The organism is Pseudomonas urmiensis (assembly GCF_014268815.2).
In the GTDB taxonomy this organism is placed as follows: Bacteria; Pseudomonadota; Gammaproteobacteria; order Pseudomonadales; family Pseudomonadaceae; genus Aquipseudomonas; species Aquipseudomonas urmiensis.
This window is the reverse complement of the sequence record NZ_JABWRE020000001.1, coordinates 269,253-283,487: the sequence shown is the minus strand read 5'-3', so window position 1 is coordinate 283,487 and position 14,235 is coordinate 269,253. Positions and strand designations below refer to the sequence as shown.

General features: G+C 62.2%; 11 protein-coding genes. 2 read left to right on the top strand and 9 right to left on the bottom strand.

The window, feature by feature from the left end; all coding sequences use genetic code 11:
- Window positions 1–42: 42 nt before the first annotated feature.
- Genes HU737_RS01240 through HU737_RS01230 form a run of 3 tightly spaced genes read right to left on the bottom strand, consistent with a single transcriptional unit; the run spans window position 43 to window position 2,071 of the window.
- On the bottom strand, window positions 43–564 hold the full coding sequence (locus tag HU737_RS01240) for a hypothetical protein (RefSeq protein WP_186554071.1): 522 nt from the start codon (window positions 562–564) through the stop codon (window positions 43–45).
- Window positions 565–617: 53 nt separating this feature from the next.
- Window positions 618–1,388 carry a tetratricopeptide repeat protein gene (locus tag HU737_RS01235; protein WP_186554072.1) on the bottom strand — a complete coding sequence of 257 codons (771 nt, stop codon included), beginning with the start codon at window positions 1,386–1,388 and terminating at the stop codon, window positions 618–620.
- A gap of 2 nt (window positions 1,389–1,390) precedes the next feature.
- A complete protein-coding gene (locus HU737_RS01230) occupies window positions 1,391–2,071 on the bottom strand; it encodes a Fe2+-dependent dioxygenase (RefSeq protein WP_186554073.1) in 681 nt (226 codons plus the stop codon).
- Window positions 2,072–2,290: 219 nt separating this feature from the next.
- Here HU737_RS01230 and HU737_RS01225 point away from each other — a divergent pair, with 219 nt between their 5' ends.
- Entirely contained in the window at window positions 2,291–4,567 is a 2,277-nt protein-coding gene (locus HU737_RS01225) for a TonB-dependent receptor (protein ID WP_186554074.1), read from the top strand.
- A 105-nt stretch (window positions 4,568–4,672) separates the two neighbouring features.
- Window positions 4,673–7,228 carry a PepSY domain-containing protein gene (locus tag HU737_RS01220; RefSeq protein ID WP_186554075.1) on the top strand — a complete coding sequence of 852 codons (2,556 nt, stop codon included), beginning with the start codon at window positions 4,673–4,675 and terminating at the stop codon, window positions 7,226–7,228.
- A gap of 138 nt (window positions 7,229–7,366) precedes the next feature.
- Here HU737_RS01220 and HU737_RS01215 read toward each other — a convergent pair whose 3' ends face one another.
- From HU737_RS01215 to hisS, 6 genes are all read right to left on the bottom strand, one after another.
- Window positions 7,367–8,158 carry an amidohydrolase gene (locus tag HU737_RS01215; protein ID WP_186554076.1) on the bottom strand — a complete coding sequence of 264 codons (792 nt, stop codon included), beginning with the start codon at window positions 8,156–8,158 and terminating at the stop codon, window positions 7,367–7,369.
- Complete coding sequence (locus HU737_RS01210) at window positions 8,146–9,294, bottom strand: pyridoxal phosphate-dependent aminotransferase (protein WP_186554077.1); 1,149 nt, start codon at window positions 9,292–9,294, stop codon at window positions 8,146–8,148. Before HU737_RS01210 ends, HU737_RS01215 begins: the two co-directional genes overlap by 13 nt.
- A gap of 222 nt (window positions 9,295–9,516) precedes the next feature.
- Window positions 9,517–10,983 (bottom strand): ribosome biogenesis GTPase Der, encoded by a 1,467-nt coding sequence (gene der / locus HU737_RS01205; protein WP_186554078.1) that lies wholly within the window; start codon window positions 10,981–10,983, stop codon window positions 9,517–9,519.
- Between the two features lie 116 nt (window positions 10,984–11,099).
- A complete protein-coding gene (gene bamB, locus HU737_RS01200) occupies window positions 11,100–12,242 on the bottom strand; it encodes an outer membrane protein assembly factor BamB (RefSeq protein ID WP_186554079.1) in 1,143 nt (380 codons plus the stop codon).
- A gap of 1 nt (window position 12,243) precedes the next feature.
- Window positions 12,244–12,885: a tetratricopeptide repeat protein gene (locus tag HU737_RS01195; protein WP_186554080.1), complete on the bottom strand. Its 642-nt coding sequence runs from the start codon at window positions 12,883–12,885 to the stop codon at window positions 12,244–12,246.
- A gap of 38 nt (window positions 12,886–12,923) precedes the next feature.
- Window positions 12,924–14,213 carry a histidine--tRNA ligase gene (hisS, locus tag HU737_RS01190; protein WP_186554081.1) on the bottom strand — a complete coding sequence of 430 codons (1,290 nt, stop codon included), beginning with the start codon at window positions 14,211–14,213 and terminating at the stop codon, window positions 12,924–12,926.
- Window positions 14,214–14,235 lie beyond the last annotated feature (22 nt).

Sequence of the window (14,235 nt, the reverse complement as noted above, 5' to 3'; positions counted from 1 at the left end):
CAGCAAGCGATCTCGTTACATCGCCGACACATCAGTCACAACTTACAGAGGCGCATCGACGCCCATCCGGATGATCTCAACCTCAAATACTGCAGCCGGCGCCACGTCAACACAGAGATAGCTGGCCATACGTCCGGTGGTCCAGGCAGCCCTGTCCCAGTAAATACCAATCGCTTTGTCAGCCAGCGTAGTAATACGAACTTGCGATCCACCTACTTGTTGCAGGCGCCACAGCGGACCCACAGTAGCCTTGTGCTCATAGAGACCAAGGTATCCATTGGTACTGACATCTACCCGGCGGTTGAACAGCGGATGGGCGTTGTTACCGGTCCACAGACGGATCTCATACGCATCCTCGCCGCCAGCCTGCTGCACTGCGCCGAACCACAGGGTCAGCGGCTCTCGATCCTGGCGCGATGTGGTCAGCCACTCGCTGGCGTGCCAGAAAGTATTACCGTTGTAGCCTGGGCTGTATTCCCAGCGCCCGACTGGCCCCGTATACTGGGTGTTCACTACATTCAGACGAGCGATGAAGGATTTCTCGGCGATATAGGACTTGGCCATGGTGCAACTCCGTTGGATGAGTCACCACAGCATGGCTATTGCCCCTGGCCCATTTAAGACTGTAGGTTTTCCCCGGCAGACTCTCGGCGCCGGATCTCATCGGCATAGGCCAGGACATCGGTGGCGAGCAACGCACCAGCCCCCTGCAAACTCTGCAAGGCTGTGCGCAGAAACTTCATATTGCCCTGCGCGCGTGCTCGTTCAAGCCATGGCGCCGCCGCCAGTACATCGCCGCGTTCGACCAGCACCATCGCCAGGCTGAACATGCCACGAAAATCCCCCGCCTCGGCGGAGCGCCGATACCAACGCAAGGCGCGCGCGGGGCTGGCGGGTGTGGCAATGCCCTCTTCCAGATACCGGCCTAGCAAGTTCATCGACTTGGCGTGGCCCAAGTGCGCGGCCTTTTCGTAGCACGCCAGCGCCAACGGCTGATCCTCCTCGACACCGCGTCCGGTCGCGAGCAGATTACCCAAGTTGTACATCCCCCAATCCAGGCCCGCATAGGCCGCAGCCTGATATGCCAACGCCGCGCGCGGCAAATCCACCTCGCCGCCCCAACCATGCTCCAGGCAGCGCCCGAGCATGTTGTGCGCCATGGCGCTGCCAGCTTGCGCCGCAATCGCGAACCACTGCCGGGCAAGCGGGACATCACGTTCGATGCCGCGCCCATCGAGCAGAATCTGACCGAGCAGCAATTGCGCTTCAACCACGCCCTGCCCCGCCGCGGCCAAAATCGCCTGGGCAGCTTGGCTAGGGCTGTGCTCGAGCATTGCTTGCAGGCCCGCCACATCCACCACGTTTTCGCGCCGCACCTGGTAGGTCATGCTCAAACCTGCGCCCAGCGTCGCAGCAGGTTGTGATAGGTGCCGGTCAGTTGCACAAGCGAGGGATGCTCAGGCACGTCGGCGGTCAGCTGGCGAATGGCGTTGTCCATCTCGAACAACAATGCCCGCTGACTGTCTTCGCGCACCAGGCTTTGGGTCCAGAAAAACGCCGCCAGGCGCTCACCACGGGTGACCGGGTTGACCTTGTGCAGACTGGTGCCGGGGTACAGCACCAGATCACCGGCTGCCAGTTTGATCTGCTGCACACCGTAGGTGTCGTGGATCACCAGCTCACCACCGTCGTAGCTGTCGGGGTCGCTGAGGAACAAGGTCGAGGACAGGTCGGTGCGGATTCGCTCGGCACTGCCTTGCGGCTGACGCAGGGCGTTATCGATGTGCAAGCCGAAGTTACCACCCTCGCGGTAACAGTTGATCAGCGGGGGAAACACCTTGTGCGGCAATGCCGCCGACATGAATTGCGGATTGCGCCACAGACGTTCGATCAAGGCCGCGCCGATTTCCTTGCTCAGGGGGTGCGCCTCCGGCAGCTGCAGATTGTGCTTGGCCTTGGCCGACTGGTAGCCCGCGGTGATCTTGCCGTCCGCCCAATCGGCCTGCGCCAGCGCTTCACGAATACGGGACAGCTCATCAGCTTCGAAAAGGCCAGGGATGTGAAGCAACATGGTGGCGGCACCGTAGGCTGGAGGGGCAGCAATGATATTGATTCCCTTTTACTCGCCACAAGCCCCGTTTGCCGGACATGACGTACGAGACCGGAAAATCCGTAAGGATAAATTGTAAAGATTGTAAATTTGTAGCGAATGGAAACGCTTCTCAATTGTTACTTACATTTGCTTACATTACCATCCGCGGCCTTCATACCTTGGGGAAGGCCAATCACAATGCGTCCTGTGCCATCTGCTGTGAGCTCACCACGTCTGCTGACTTGCGCCATCGGCGTTGCCATCAGCGCCACCTCTGCCTATGCCGCCGACCCTGCCGGCAGCCCTGCCGTCACCCTGGATGCGACCAGCGTCAACGGCAAGGTCGAGCAAGCTAATACCGACTACAAGGCAGACAAAGTCTCCTCGCAGAAGTACACCGCACCGTTGGTGGACATCCCCCGCTCGGTCACCGTGGTCCCGCAACAGGTCATCAAGGACACCAACGCGCTGAACCTGCAAGACGCTCTGCGCACCGTGCCGGGGATCACCATGGGCGCTGGCGAAGGCGGCAACCCTTCGGGTGACCGGCCGTTCATTCGCGGCTTCGACAGCCAGAGCTCGATGTACCTCGATGGCGTGCGCGACACCGGCTCGCAGACCCGCGAGATCTTCGCCGTAGAATCGGTAGAAGTCGCCAAAGGCCCGAACTCGGCGATTGGCGGACGCGGCGCGGCTGGCGGCACCATCAACCTGGTGAGCAAGCGCGCCCACCTGGGCAACTCGACCGAAGGCGCCTTCACCTGGGGTTCGGACCAGACCAAACGCTACACCTTCGATGGCAACTATCAGTTCCTCGACAGCGCCGCGTTTCGCCTGAACCTGATGAGTCACGAAAGCAATGTGGCCGGTCGCGACGAGGTCAACTACGACCGTTGGGGGGTAGCACCGTCGCTGGTATTCGGGCTGGGCACCGACACCCGCCTGAACCTGGATTACTACCACGTCGAAAGCGACGATTTGCCCGACTCGGGCGTGCCTTACAGCCTGCGCTCCGGCAGCTCGGCCAATCGCACCTCGGCCAACCCCGACAAGCCGACCCATGGCGGCGGTCACAGCAGCAATTACTATGGCCTAGTCGACCGCGACTTCTACAAGACCCGCGCCGACATCGCCACCATTGCCATCGAGCACGACCTGAGCGACGCGCTGACCCTCAAGAACACCCTGCGCCATGGCAACACCCTGCAGGACTACATCTACAGCCAGCCGGATGACAGCAAGGGCAACATCCTCAACGGTGAAGTCTGGCGTCGCCCGAACAACCGCGTGGCCAATACCCGCACCACCACCAACCAGACCGATCTGTTTGGTGAGGTCTACATCGGTGGCTTCAAGAACACCTTCTCCACCGGTATCGAGTTCAGCCGCGAGGCTTCGGTCAAAACCGGTTATGACGTCACCGGCTTCGCGTCGGGCAAGTGCTCCACTGCCACCGGGCAGATTTCCGGTGTCTGCACCTCGTTCCCCAATCCCAATCCCAATGAGCCTTGGGATGGCAGCGTCACGCGCAACGACCTGGGCGCCGACACCACCGGCAACACCCGTGCGCTGTACCTGACCGATACCCTGGAGCTGACGCCAGAGTGGTTGCTGACCATGGGCCTGCGTTACGACCACTTCGACACCAAGGTCAAGAGCCGTGCGCTGACCAAGGGCAAGCTGACCTACTTCAAGACCGAAGACACCAGCGAGTTCGTCACGGGCCAACTGGGCCTGACCTGGAAGCCTGCCGAGAACGGCAGCGTCTATGTGTCCTACGCCACCTCCGCCACCCCGGCGGGCGCCTGGCTCGGCGAAGGCTCGGACGGCAACCCGCTGCTGACCGCCACCACCCGCAGCGAGCTGAAGGCCGAAGAGACCACCAACTACGAAATCGGCACCAAGTGGGACTTGCTGCAAGAGCGACTGTCGCTGACCGCGGCGATCTTCCGCACCGAAAAAGACAACGCGCGGGTGCTGGTTGATGCCGATACCTACCAGAACGTCGGTAAGACCCGCGTAGACGGTTTGGAGCTGAGCGCCACCGGTAAACTCACCAACGACTGGCAAGTGTTTGCTGGCTACACCTACTTGGACGCCAAGCTGGTCGATGGCGGCGCGCAAAAGGTCGGCACGGCGATTATCGACGGCTACAACGACGGTAATCAGTTGCCCAACACGCCGAACAACAGCCTGACCCTGTGGACTACCTACAATGTCACGCCCAAGCTGACCATCGGCGGTGGCGCCTTCTATGTCGATGACGTGTTCGGCAACACCACCAACAGCGTGATGGTCGATTCCTACTGGCGCTATGACGCTATGGCCAGCTACAAGCTGACCAAGAACGTCGACTTGCAACTGAACGTGCAGAACCTCACCAACGAGGTCTACTACGACAAAGCCTACGGTGCGCACTATGCCAACCAGGCTGCCGGTCGCACGGCGTTGCTGACCACCAGCGTGCACTTCTGATAATGAAGTAAGCGCAAGCCCCGTTCATTGCAGTGAGCGGGGCTTTTGCGTAGCAAGGCATAATGCACGCGGTGCGGACTTGAGCGGCAAGACAAGGTGATCGATGTGGTGAAGAAATCGCTGTTCCAATTGCACTGGTTCTTTGGCATCACCGCTGGCCTGGTGCTGGCACTGATGGGCACCACCGGTGCCATCTGGTCGTTCCAGGAAGAACTGCTGCGCCTATTCAACGCCGAGGTGCTCAAGGTTCAGGTACGCCAAGAAGGCGTATTGCCGCCCGCCGAGCTGGTGCGCCGGGTCGAGGCCGCGCAGGGCGACAAGGTGTCGATGCTGTGGGTCGATACTCGCGAAGGCAACGCCGCGCGGGTCTTCTTTACCCCGCCGCCCGGCCAACGCCGCGGTGAACTGCGCTATGCCGATCCTTACACCGGCGAGCTCAAAGGTGAAGTCGCCGGACAAGACTTCTTCAACCTGATGCTCAACCTGCATAGGTTCCTGACCATTGGCGACACCGGTCGGCAGATTACCGGTGCCTGCACCCTGCTGCTGATTTTCTTCTGCCTTTCCGGCCTGTACCTGCGCTGGCCGCGCAAGGCACTGAACTGGCGGACCTGGCTGACCCTCGATTGGGCCAAGAAAGGCCGCGCCTTCAACTGGGACCTGCACGCGGTCGCCGGCACCTGGTGCCTACTGTTCTACCTGCTGTTCGCCCTGACTGGCTTGTTCTGGTCCTACGAGTGGTATCGCGACGGCCTGAACAGACTGCTGGCCGATGCCCCCGCTGCCGGCGAACAACACAAACGCGGCGAAGGCCGTGGCCGCCATGGCCCGCAGAAAGTCGACAATAACGCACCTCCCCTGGTGGTCGACTACGATGCCATCTGGAGCAACCTCAAGGATGCCGCCGGCCCAGGCCTGACCACCTACAACCTGCGCCTGCCGCCGGCCGGGGGCCAGCCGGCGACGCTGTTCTACCTGCTCGAAAACGCCGCGCATGAGCGCGCCTTGAACACCATTACCCTTGACCCCGCCACTGGCCAGATCACGCGCCTGGAGCGCTACGCCGACAAGTCGTTCAAGGCACAGTTGCTGCAAAGCGTGTATGCCTTGCATGTGGGCAGCTACTTCGGCTTGCCGGGGCGCATCATCGTCACCCTCGCCAGCCTGAGCATGCCGCTGTTCTTCGTCACCGGCTGGCTGCTGTACCTGGACCGCCGCCGCAAGAAGCGCCAGGTCTGTGCTGCCCGTGGCACTGTCGACAACGCTTCGAACGCGGCTGACAGCTGGTTGATCAGCTTTGCCAGCCAGAGCGGCTTTGCCGAGCAATTGGCCTGGCAGAGCGCAGGCCAATTGCAGGCCGCCGGCTTGTCCGTGCAAGTACGTGCCCTGGGTGAATTGGGCGAACAAGACCTGCGCCAGGCGCGCCGGGCCTTGTTCGTGGTCAGCACCTTCGGCGACGGCGAAGCGCCCGACAGCGCCCGCGCCTTCGAACGCAAAGTGCTCGGCCAAGCCTGGTCACTGGAGCACCTCGACTACGCTCTGCTCGCCCTCGGCGATCGCCAGTACCCGCACTTCTGCGGCTTCGCCCGGCGACTGCAAGCCTGGCTCGGCGAGCGCGGCGCCAGCAGCGCTTTCAGCGCAATCGAAGTCGACAACGCCGATCAGGCCGCCTTGCAGCAATGGCAACAAGCGCTGGGGCAATTGACCGGTGCGCAGCCGGTCAGCGCCTGGCAGCCGCCGAGCTTCGCTAACTGGACGCTGACCCGTCGCGAGCGACTCAACCCGGGCAGCCAAGGCCAACCGGTCTATCTGATTGGCCTGCAACCTGAGGCCCCGGCCAGCTGGCAAGCCGGTGACCTGGTAGACATCCTCCCGCGCAACGGCCAGGCACGGGTCGAGGCCTTCCTCAGCGGCCTGGGGCTGGACAGCGAAACGCGGGTGCAGCGCGATGGTCTGAGCGAGCCCCTCGCTCAGGCGCTTGCCAGCCGGCAACTGCCGGTCAGCCGCGAACACCTGGTGGGCCTGCATGCGCAGGCGCTGGTCGATGCCCTGGTGCCCATCGGCAGCCGTGAATACTCGATTGCCTCGATTGCCAGCGACGGCGTGCTGGAGCTGATCGTGCGCCAGGAGCGCCATGCCGATGGCAATCTTGGGTTGGGTTCGGGTTGGCTGACCGAGTACCTGCCGGTGCAAGGCAGCGTCAGTCTGCGGCTGCGCCGTAACAGTGGCTTCCACCTTCCTGAAGGACCGGCGCCGCTGATCCTGATTGGTAACGGCACCGGCTTGGCGGGCCTGCGCAGCTTGCTCAAGGCGCGGATCAGCGAGGGCGAGCAGCGTAACTGGTTGCTGTTTGGTGAGCGCAATCGAGCTTACGATCTGCTCTGTGCTGATGAGCTACAAGGCTGGCTGGACAGCGGCGATCTGCAACGGCTGGACCTGGCGTTTTCGCGCGATCAGGCAGAAAAAGTCTATGTCCAGGATGTGTTGCTGCAGCAGGCTCAAGCGCTGCGCCAGTGGTTGGCTGACGGCGCTTGTGTGTATGTCTGCGGCAGTTTGCAGGGGATGGCTGCGGGGGTGGATGCGGCGCTCAAGGGCATTCTGGGCGATGAGGCGGTGCAGCGGCTGGTGGAGGATGGGCGGTATCGGCGGGATGTGTATTGATCAAGGCATGAGGTAGCGCCCTGTGGCCCTATCGCGGGACAAGCCCGCTCCTACGATCGAGCAGGTCGTGCCGGAGCGGCGGTTCGCCGCTCCTGCATGCCCCGCGATAGAGCCGGCGCTGTCGAAAGATACGTTCAATCAATGCAATTCGAAGGTATCGGCATCCAGGTTCGCCGGAAAACGCGTGCGATAGGCCGCCAGATCCGCCGCGCGCAGTACCACGGGAAACACCCCGTCCGCCTCCCCGGCGTTCATCAGGCTTTCACCCTGGAAGTCCAGCACCTGGCTGTCCCCGGAATAGGCAAAGCCCTTGCCATCGGTGCCTACCCGGTTCACCGCCGCCACATAGCACAGGTTCTCGATCCCACGCGCCGGCAACAGTCGGTTCCAATGCTGGCGCCGCGCTGCCGGCCAGTTCGCGGTGTACAGCAACAGGTCGGTATCCTGGGCATCGCGGCTCCACACTGGGAAGCGCAGGTCGTAGCAGATCAGCGGGCGAATCCGCCAGCCCTTGAGCTCGAACTGCACCTGACGTTCACCCGGGGTGTAGTGCTTGTGCTCCCCTGCCATACGGAACAGATGGCGCTTGTCGTAATGCAGGATCTCGCCATCCGGGCGCGCCCACAGCAGTCGGTTGCGGTGGCTGCCATCGGCAGCCTGGATGATCACACTGCCGGTGATCACCGCCTCGATTTTCTTCGCCTGGGCCTTGAGCCACTTATAGGTCGGGCCGTGTTCAGGCTCGGCCAGGGCCTCGGACTCCATGGAAAAACCCGTGGTAAACATCTCCGGCAGGATCACCAGGTCGGCGCCACGCGCCTGCTCCAGCAACACCTCGAAATGTGCATAGTTGGCTTCGCGGTCGTGCCAGGCCAGGCTGGTCTGCACCAGGGCGATGTTCAGATTGGGCAATGCAGTCAGATCGCGCATAGTTTTTCCGCCGCCTGTCGCAGCGTCTCCTCACGTTTGGCAAAGCACAGGCGCACCAGGCGTTGCTCGGGGATAGGTCGCTGGTAGAACACCGACACCGGAATGGTCGCAACGCCGTGCTCACGGGTCAGCCACAGGGCCATGTCGACGTCGTTCAGGTCCGGGCGGATCTGCGAATAGTCCACCAGCTGGAAATAAGTACCCGGGGTACGGGTAAAGCTGAAACGCGAGGCCTGCAATAGGTTGCAGAACATGTCGCGTTTGGCCTGGTAGAAGCCTGGCAATTCATCGATATGCTCAGGGTGCTCGGCCATGAAGTCAGCCAGCGCGCATTGCAGGGGCGTTACCCCACAGAAGTTGACGTACTGGTGGACCTTGCGCAGCTCGGCGCTCAATGCTGGCGGGGCGATCACGTAGCCGGTCTTCCAACCGGTAACATGGTAGGTCTTGCCGAACGAGCTGATGACGAACGCGCGCGCATAGAGCTGCTCGTGGGCCAGGACACTGGCATGGCGTACGCCATCGTAGATCAGGTGTTCATACACCTCATCGCTGACCAGGTAGATGTCGCGCTCGGCAATCAGCTGGGCCAGCTGGTCGAGGTCTTCGCGGCTGATCAGCGCGCCGCTGGGGTTGTGCGGCGAGTTGAGGATGACCATGCGTGTGCGCGGGCTCAGTGCGTCGCTGAACTTCTGCCAGTCGATACGAAAATCGCCATCACTGAGCTGAACGTGGATGCAACGTCCGCCAGCCAGCTCCACCGAAGGCTCGTAGCTGTCGTAGGCAGGGTCGAACACGATCACTTCGTCACCGGCCTGGATCACCGCCTGGATAGCGCAGAAGATCGCCTCGGTGGCGCCGGGGGTGATGGTCACTTCCTGATCGGCATCGACTTTTACCCCGTACAGCCGGGCAACCTTGGCTGCTACCTGCTGGCGCAAAGCTGGCAGACCAGTCATCGGCGCGTACTGGTTGTGGCCGGCGGCCACGTGCCGGCCAACGGCATCAAGCAGCGCCTGCGGGCCGTTGAAGTCAGGGAAGCCTTGGGAAAGGTTCAGCGCACCGGTCTGGACTGCCAGTTGCGACATGGTGGTGAAGATGGTCGTGCCGACGTTCGGCAGTTTGCTGCGGATCATGGAGCCCTCTTTCCTGGGGTGTATCCGGCACGGGATGGAGTCCGAGCATAGCGGATCGAGCAGTCAGGAAAAAGGTTGAAACAATAAGGGAATGTATTGGCGCCGCTGCGCAGGCAAGCCCGCGCTCACAAGGGCCGCGCGAACTTCTGATCTACGCTGTTGCTGTGGGAGCGGGCTTGCCCGCGATGGGCCGCAAAGCGGCCCCAATTACGCGAAACGAGCTTACTTACGCTTGTCCTTGCGCTTCTTCTCGGCCTTCTTGTGGTGCGACATCAAGCGGCGCTTCTTGTTGACCTGGCGGTCGGTGAGGGTGTTCTTGTTACCCTCGTACGGGTTCTCGCCACCCTTGTACTCGATGCGAATCGGCGTACCGACCAGCTTGAGCACCCGGCGATAGGTGTTTTCCAGGTAACGCGAGTACGAGCGCGGGATCTTGTCGGTCTGGTTGCCGTGGATGACGATCAGCGGCGGGTTGGCACCACCGAGGTGGGCATAACGCAGCTTGATCCGACGACCATTGACCAGCGGCGGCTGGTGCTCGCTGACCGCGTCTTCAAGGATTTGGGTCAGGCGGCTGGTCGGCCAACGGGTGACCGCCGACTTGAACGCGGCCTGCACCGACTTGTACAGGTTGCCCACGCCCGTGCCATGCAGCGCGGAGATGAAGTGAATATCGGCGAAGTCGACGAAGAACAGCCGGCGCTCAAGCTCAGTCTTGACGTAGTCACGCTCGCCCGGCTGCATGCCATCCCACTTGTTCAGGGCGATGACGATGGCGCGACCAGCTTCCAGGGCAAAGCCCAGCAGGTTCAGGTCGTGGTCGACCACCCCTTCGCGGGCGTCCATGACGAAGATCACCACGTTGGCGTCCTTGATCGCCTGCAGCGTCTTGACCACCGAGAACTTCTCGACTTCTTCATGGATCTTGCCGCGCTTACGCACCCCGGCGGTGTCAATGAAGGTGTACTTCTCGCCATCGCGCTCGAACGGGATGTAGATACTGTCGCGGGTGGTGCCCGGCTGGTCGTAGACCACCACACGCTCCTCGCCGAGCATGCGGTTGACCAGGGTCGACTTGCCGACGTTAGGGCGGCCGATGATGGCGATCTTGATGCCATCCTTCTCGCTTGGGCCAGGGATGCGCACGGCCTCTTCGCCTTGGGCCACGTCCTGGTCGAGCGCTTCCTCTTCCTGGTCACGCGGAATATGGCCGAGCACAGACTCCATCAGGGCGTTGATGCCACGGCCCTGGGAGCCGGCCACCGGAATCGCATTGCCCATGCCCAGCGGCGAGAACTCGGCGCGGGCCACATCGGCATCGATGTTGTCGATCTTGTTGGCAACCAGGATGGCCGACTTGTTGCGCTTGCGCAGGTGCTCGGCAATCATCTGGTCAGCGGCGGTCATGCCGGCGCGGGCGTCGACCAGGAACAGCACATAATCGGCTTCTTCGATGGCCATCAGCGACTGCTCGGCCATCTTCTCGTCCATGCCGACTTCATCACCGGTGATACCACCGGTGTCGATCAGGATGTACGAACGACCCTGCCACATGGCGTCGCCATACTGGCGGTCACGGGTCAGGCCCGACAGGTCGCCAACGATGGCGTCACGGGTTTTGGTCAAACGGTTGAACATGGTGGACTTGCCGACGTTCGGCCGCCCCACCAGGGCGATTACGGGAACCATACGGCTCTCCACTCGTGAATTCTTGAAAATGCAAAGGCCGCTGCGAAGCAGCGGCCGGAGTTCGTGCGGCGCTTCGTGCGCCGCGGCTCGAGGCCGGCAAGGCCTCAAGCATAGCTTCAGCGGATGGTCAGTGCCTGGAGCTTGCCGCTGTTGCCGAAGACATAGATGGTGTCACCGACCACCAGAGGGCGGGCGCGCAGACCATCACTGTCGATACGCTCACGGCCAACGAAGCGACCATCGACCTGGCTGAGCAGGTGCAGGTAGCCTTCGAAGTCACCGACAGCGACGTAGCTGGAGAACACTTCCGGCGCCGACAGCTGACGGCGAGCCATGGAATCGTTGCTCCACAGGGCGCTGGAGGAGCGCTCGTCAACGCCTTCTACGGTACCCGAGGCCTCGCTGACGTAAACGTTGCCAAAGCCCTGGGCGACACCCACGTAGCTGGAGGCATCACGCTGCCACAGTACCCGGCCGCTTTCCAGATCCAGGCCCGCAACGCGGCCCTGGTAGGTGCTGACGTACAGGGTACCACCAGACAGCAGCAGACCGCCGTCGATATCCACTACCCGGTCCAGCTCCGAACGGCCTTGCGGGATGGCTACGCGGCTTTCCCACACAGGCACGCCGTTCTGGGTATCCACGGCAATGACCTTACCGGTCGACAGGCCAGCGATGGCCAGGCGATTGGTCACGATCGGTGCACCGGTACCACGCAGGGTCAGTACCGCCGGGGTGCTTTCGTAAATCCAGCGACGATCACCCGTGGCGGCATCGAGGCCGATCAGGCGGTCGTCCTGGGTCTGCACCACCACAACGTCACCGTTGTTGGCAGGCGGCGCCAGCACTTCACTGGTGACGCGGGAGCGCCAGCGCTCCTCACCGGTGCTGCTGTCCAGGGCAATCACTTCACCTTTGAGGGTGCCGAGCATGACCAGGCCGTAGCCTACGCCGACAGCGCCGGAAACCGGCAGCTCCAGATCCTTCTTCCACACAACGTCGCCGTTGACGCGGTCCAGGGCCATCACCAAGCCGTTGACGTCAGAGGCGTAGATACGGTCGTTCTCGATGGCCGGGACCAGGGTGTTGTAGGTCTCACCCTGACCGTCACCGATCGAACGGCTCCACTGCTTCTTGAGCACCACTTCTTCGGTGAACTTGGTCAGCTCGGCCGGAGGCAGTTCCTTCTTGCTGTTGCTGCTGCAACCCGCGGCCAGTACGGCCAGGGTCAGCACTGCTGCTTGTTTCCAACCGATCACGTCAAGCGTCCCCTTTGGCCAGGTCGTCCAGCTTCAGTTGCAGGCCACCGACCGCTGCTTCATCAGACAGCGCGGCCTTGGCTTTTTCGTATGCATTGTGGGCGTCACCGGCACGACCGAGCTGTACCAGCAGGTCGCCCTTGAGCTCTTCGCGGCTGGCCTGGAAGGCTTTGTCAGCATCGCCGTCAAGCAGCTTGAGGGCGTCTTCAGCCTTGTCCTGGGCAGCCAGGACACGCGCCAGACGCTGGCGCGCTATTTCGCCCAGGGTGGCATCGGCCGGTTTGTCCAGCACGCTCTTGAGTTCGCTGGCAGCATCGTCGAGCTTACCGCTATCGACCGCCACTTTAGCCACGAACAGGCTGCCGTATTGGGCATAGGCGGTGCCAGCGAATTCGCTCTTGAGCTTGCCGGCCAGTTCCGCGACCTTGGCCGCATCAGGTTGGCCAGTTGGCGTCAGGCTGGTTTCCAGCAGGTTCTGGTACAACACAGACGCGCCCTGCGACTGGTTATTCTGGTACTTGTGCCAGGCCTGCCAGCCCATTACCAAGGCAGCAGCCAGCAGGGCGCCGGTCAGCAGCGGCTTGCCGTTGCGGTCCCACCAGTCCTTGACCGCAACCAGGCCATCATCATCGGTACTCGACACCCCAATACTCCTATTCAGCAATTCGGCTGTTTGACTGCTTACGCTTGCGCGAGAGCAGCTTGCAGGTGCTCGGCCAGAGCATCCCAGGCAATGTTCTGTTGTTCGCCCTGGCCACGCAGGGGCTTGAAACCTACCACTTGTTGCGCCAGTTCGTCGTCACCCATGATCAGGGCGAACAGCGCGCCGCTCTTGTCGGCTTTCTTGAACTGGCTCTTGAAGCTGCCGCCACCGGCGTTGACCGCCAGGCGCAGGCCGGGCACTTGGTCACGCAGGGTTTCGGAGAGCTTCAGGCCCGCCAGCTCCGCCTGCTCGCCAAAGGCGCACAGGTACAGGTCGATCTGGCGGCTGATCGACTCGGGCACCTTGCCCAGTGTCTCGAGCAGCAGGATCAAGCGTTCGATACCCATGGCAAAGCCCACACCCGGGGTCGGCTTGCCGCCCATCTGCTCGACTAGGCCATCGTAGCGACCACCGGCACAGACAGTGCCCTGGGCGCCGAGCTTGTCGGTGACCCACTCGAACACGGTCTTGCTGTAGTAGTCCAGGCCACGCACCAGCTTGGTGTTGATCACGAACGGGATACCGGCAGCGTCCAGGCGGGCCTTGAGGCCCTCGAAGTGCAGGCGCGATTCTTCGTCCAGGTAATCTTCCAGCTTCGGCGCACCGACCAGCACCGCTTGGGTGCCTTGGTCCTTGCTGTCGAGGATGCGCAGCGGGTTGCTTTTAAGGCGGCGCTGGCTGTCTTCGTCGAGCTGCTCCAGGCGCGCCGAGAGAAACTCGACCAGCGCGTCACGGTAGCGGGCACGGGCTTCGCTGGTACCCAGGCTATTGAGTTCAAGCTTGACTGCGTCCTGGATGCCCAATTGGCCCCACAGGCGCCAGGTGAGCATGATCAGCTCGGCGTCGATGTCCGGGCCGTCAAGGTTGAACACTTCCACGCCAATCTGGTGGAACTGGCGGTAGCGGCCTTTCTGCGGGCGCTCGTGGCGGAACATCTGGCCGATGTACCAAAGCTTCTGCACCTGGCCATTGCCCGTGATGCCATGCTCGAGCACTGCACGTACACAGGCGGCGGTGCCTTCGGGACGCAGGGTCAGCGAATCGCCGTTGCGGTCCTCGAAGGTGTACATCTCTTTTTCGACGATGTCGGTGACTTCACCGATCGAGCGCTTGAACAGCTCGGTGAACTCGACGATCGGCGTGCGGATCTGGCTGTAGCCGTAACCATCCAGCAGGCCGGCCACGGTGCCCTCGAAGTAGCGCCACAGCGGCGACTGCTCAGGCAGGATGTCGTTCATGCCACGGATGGCTTGCAGCGATTTGCTCACGAAAAGTCCTTACCAATCTGTG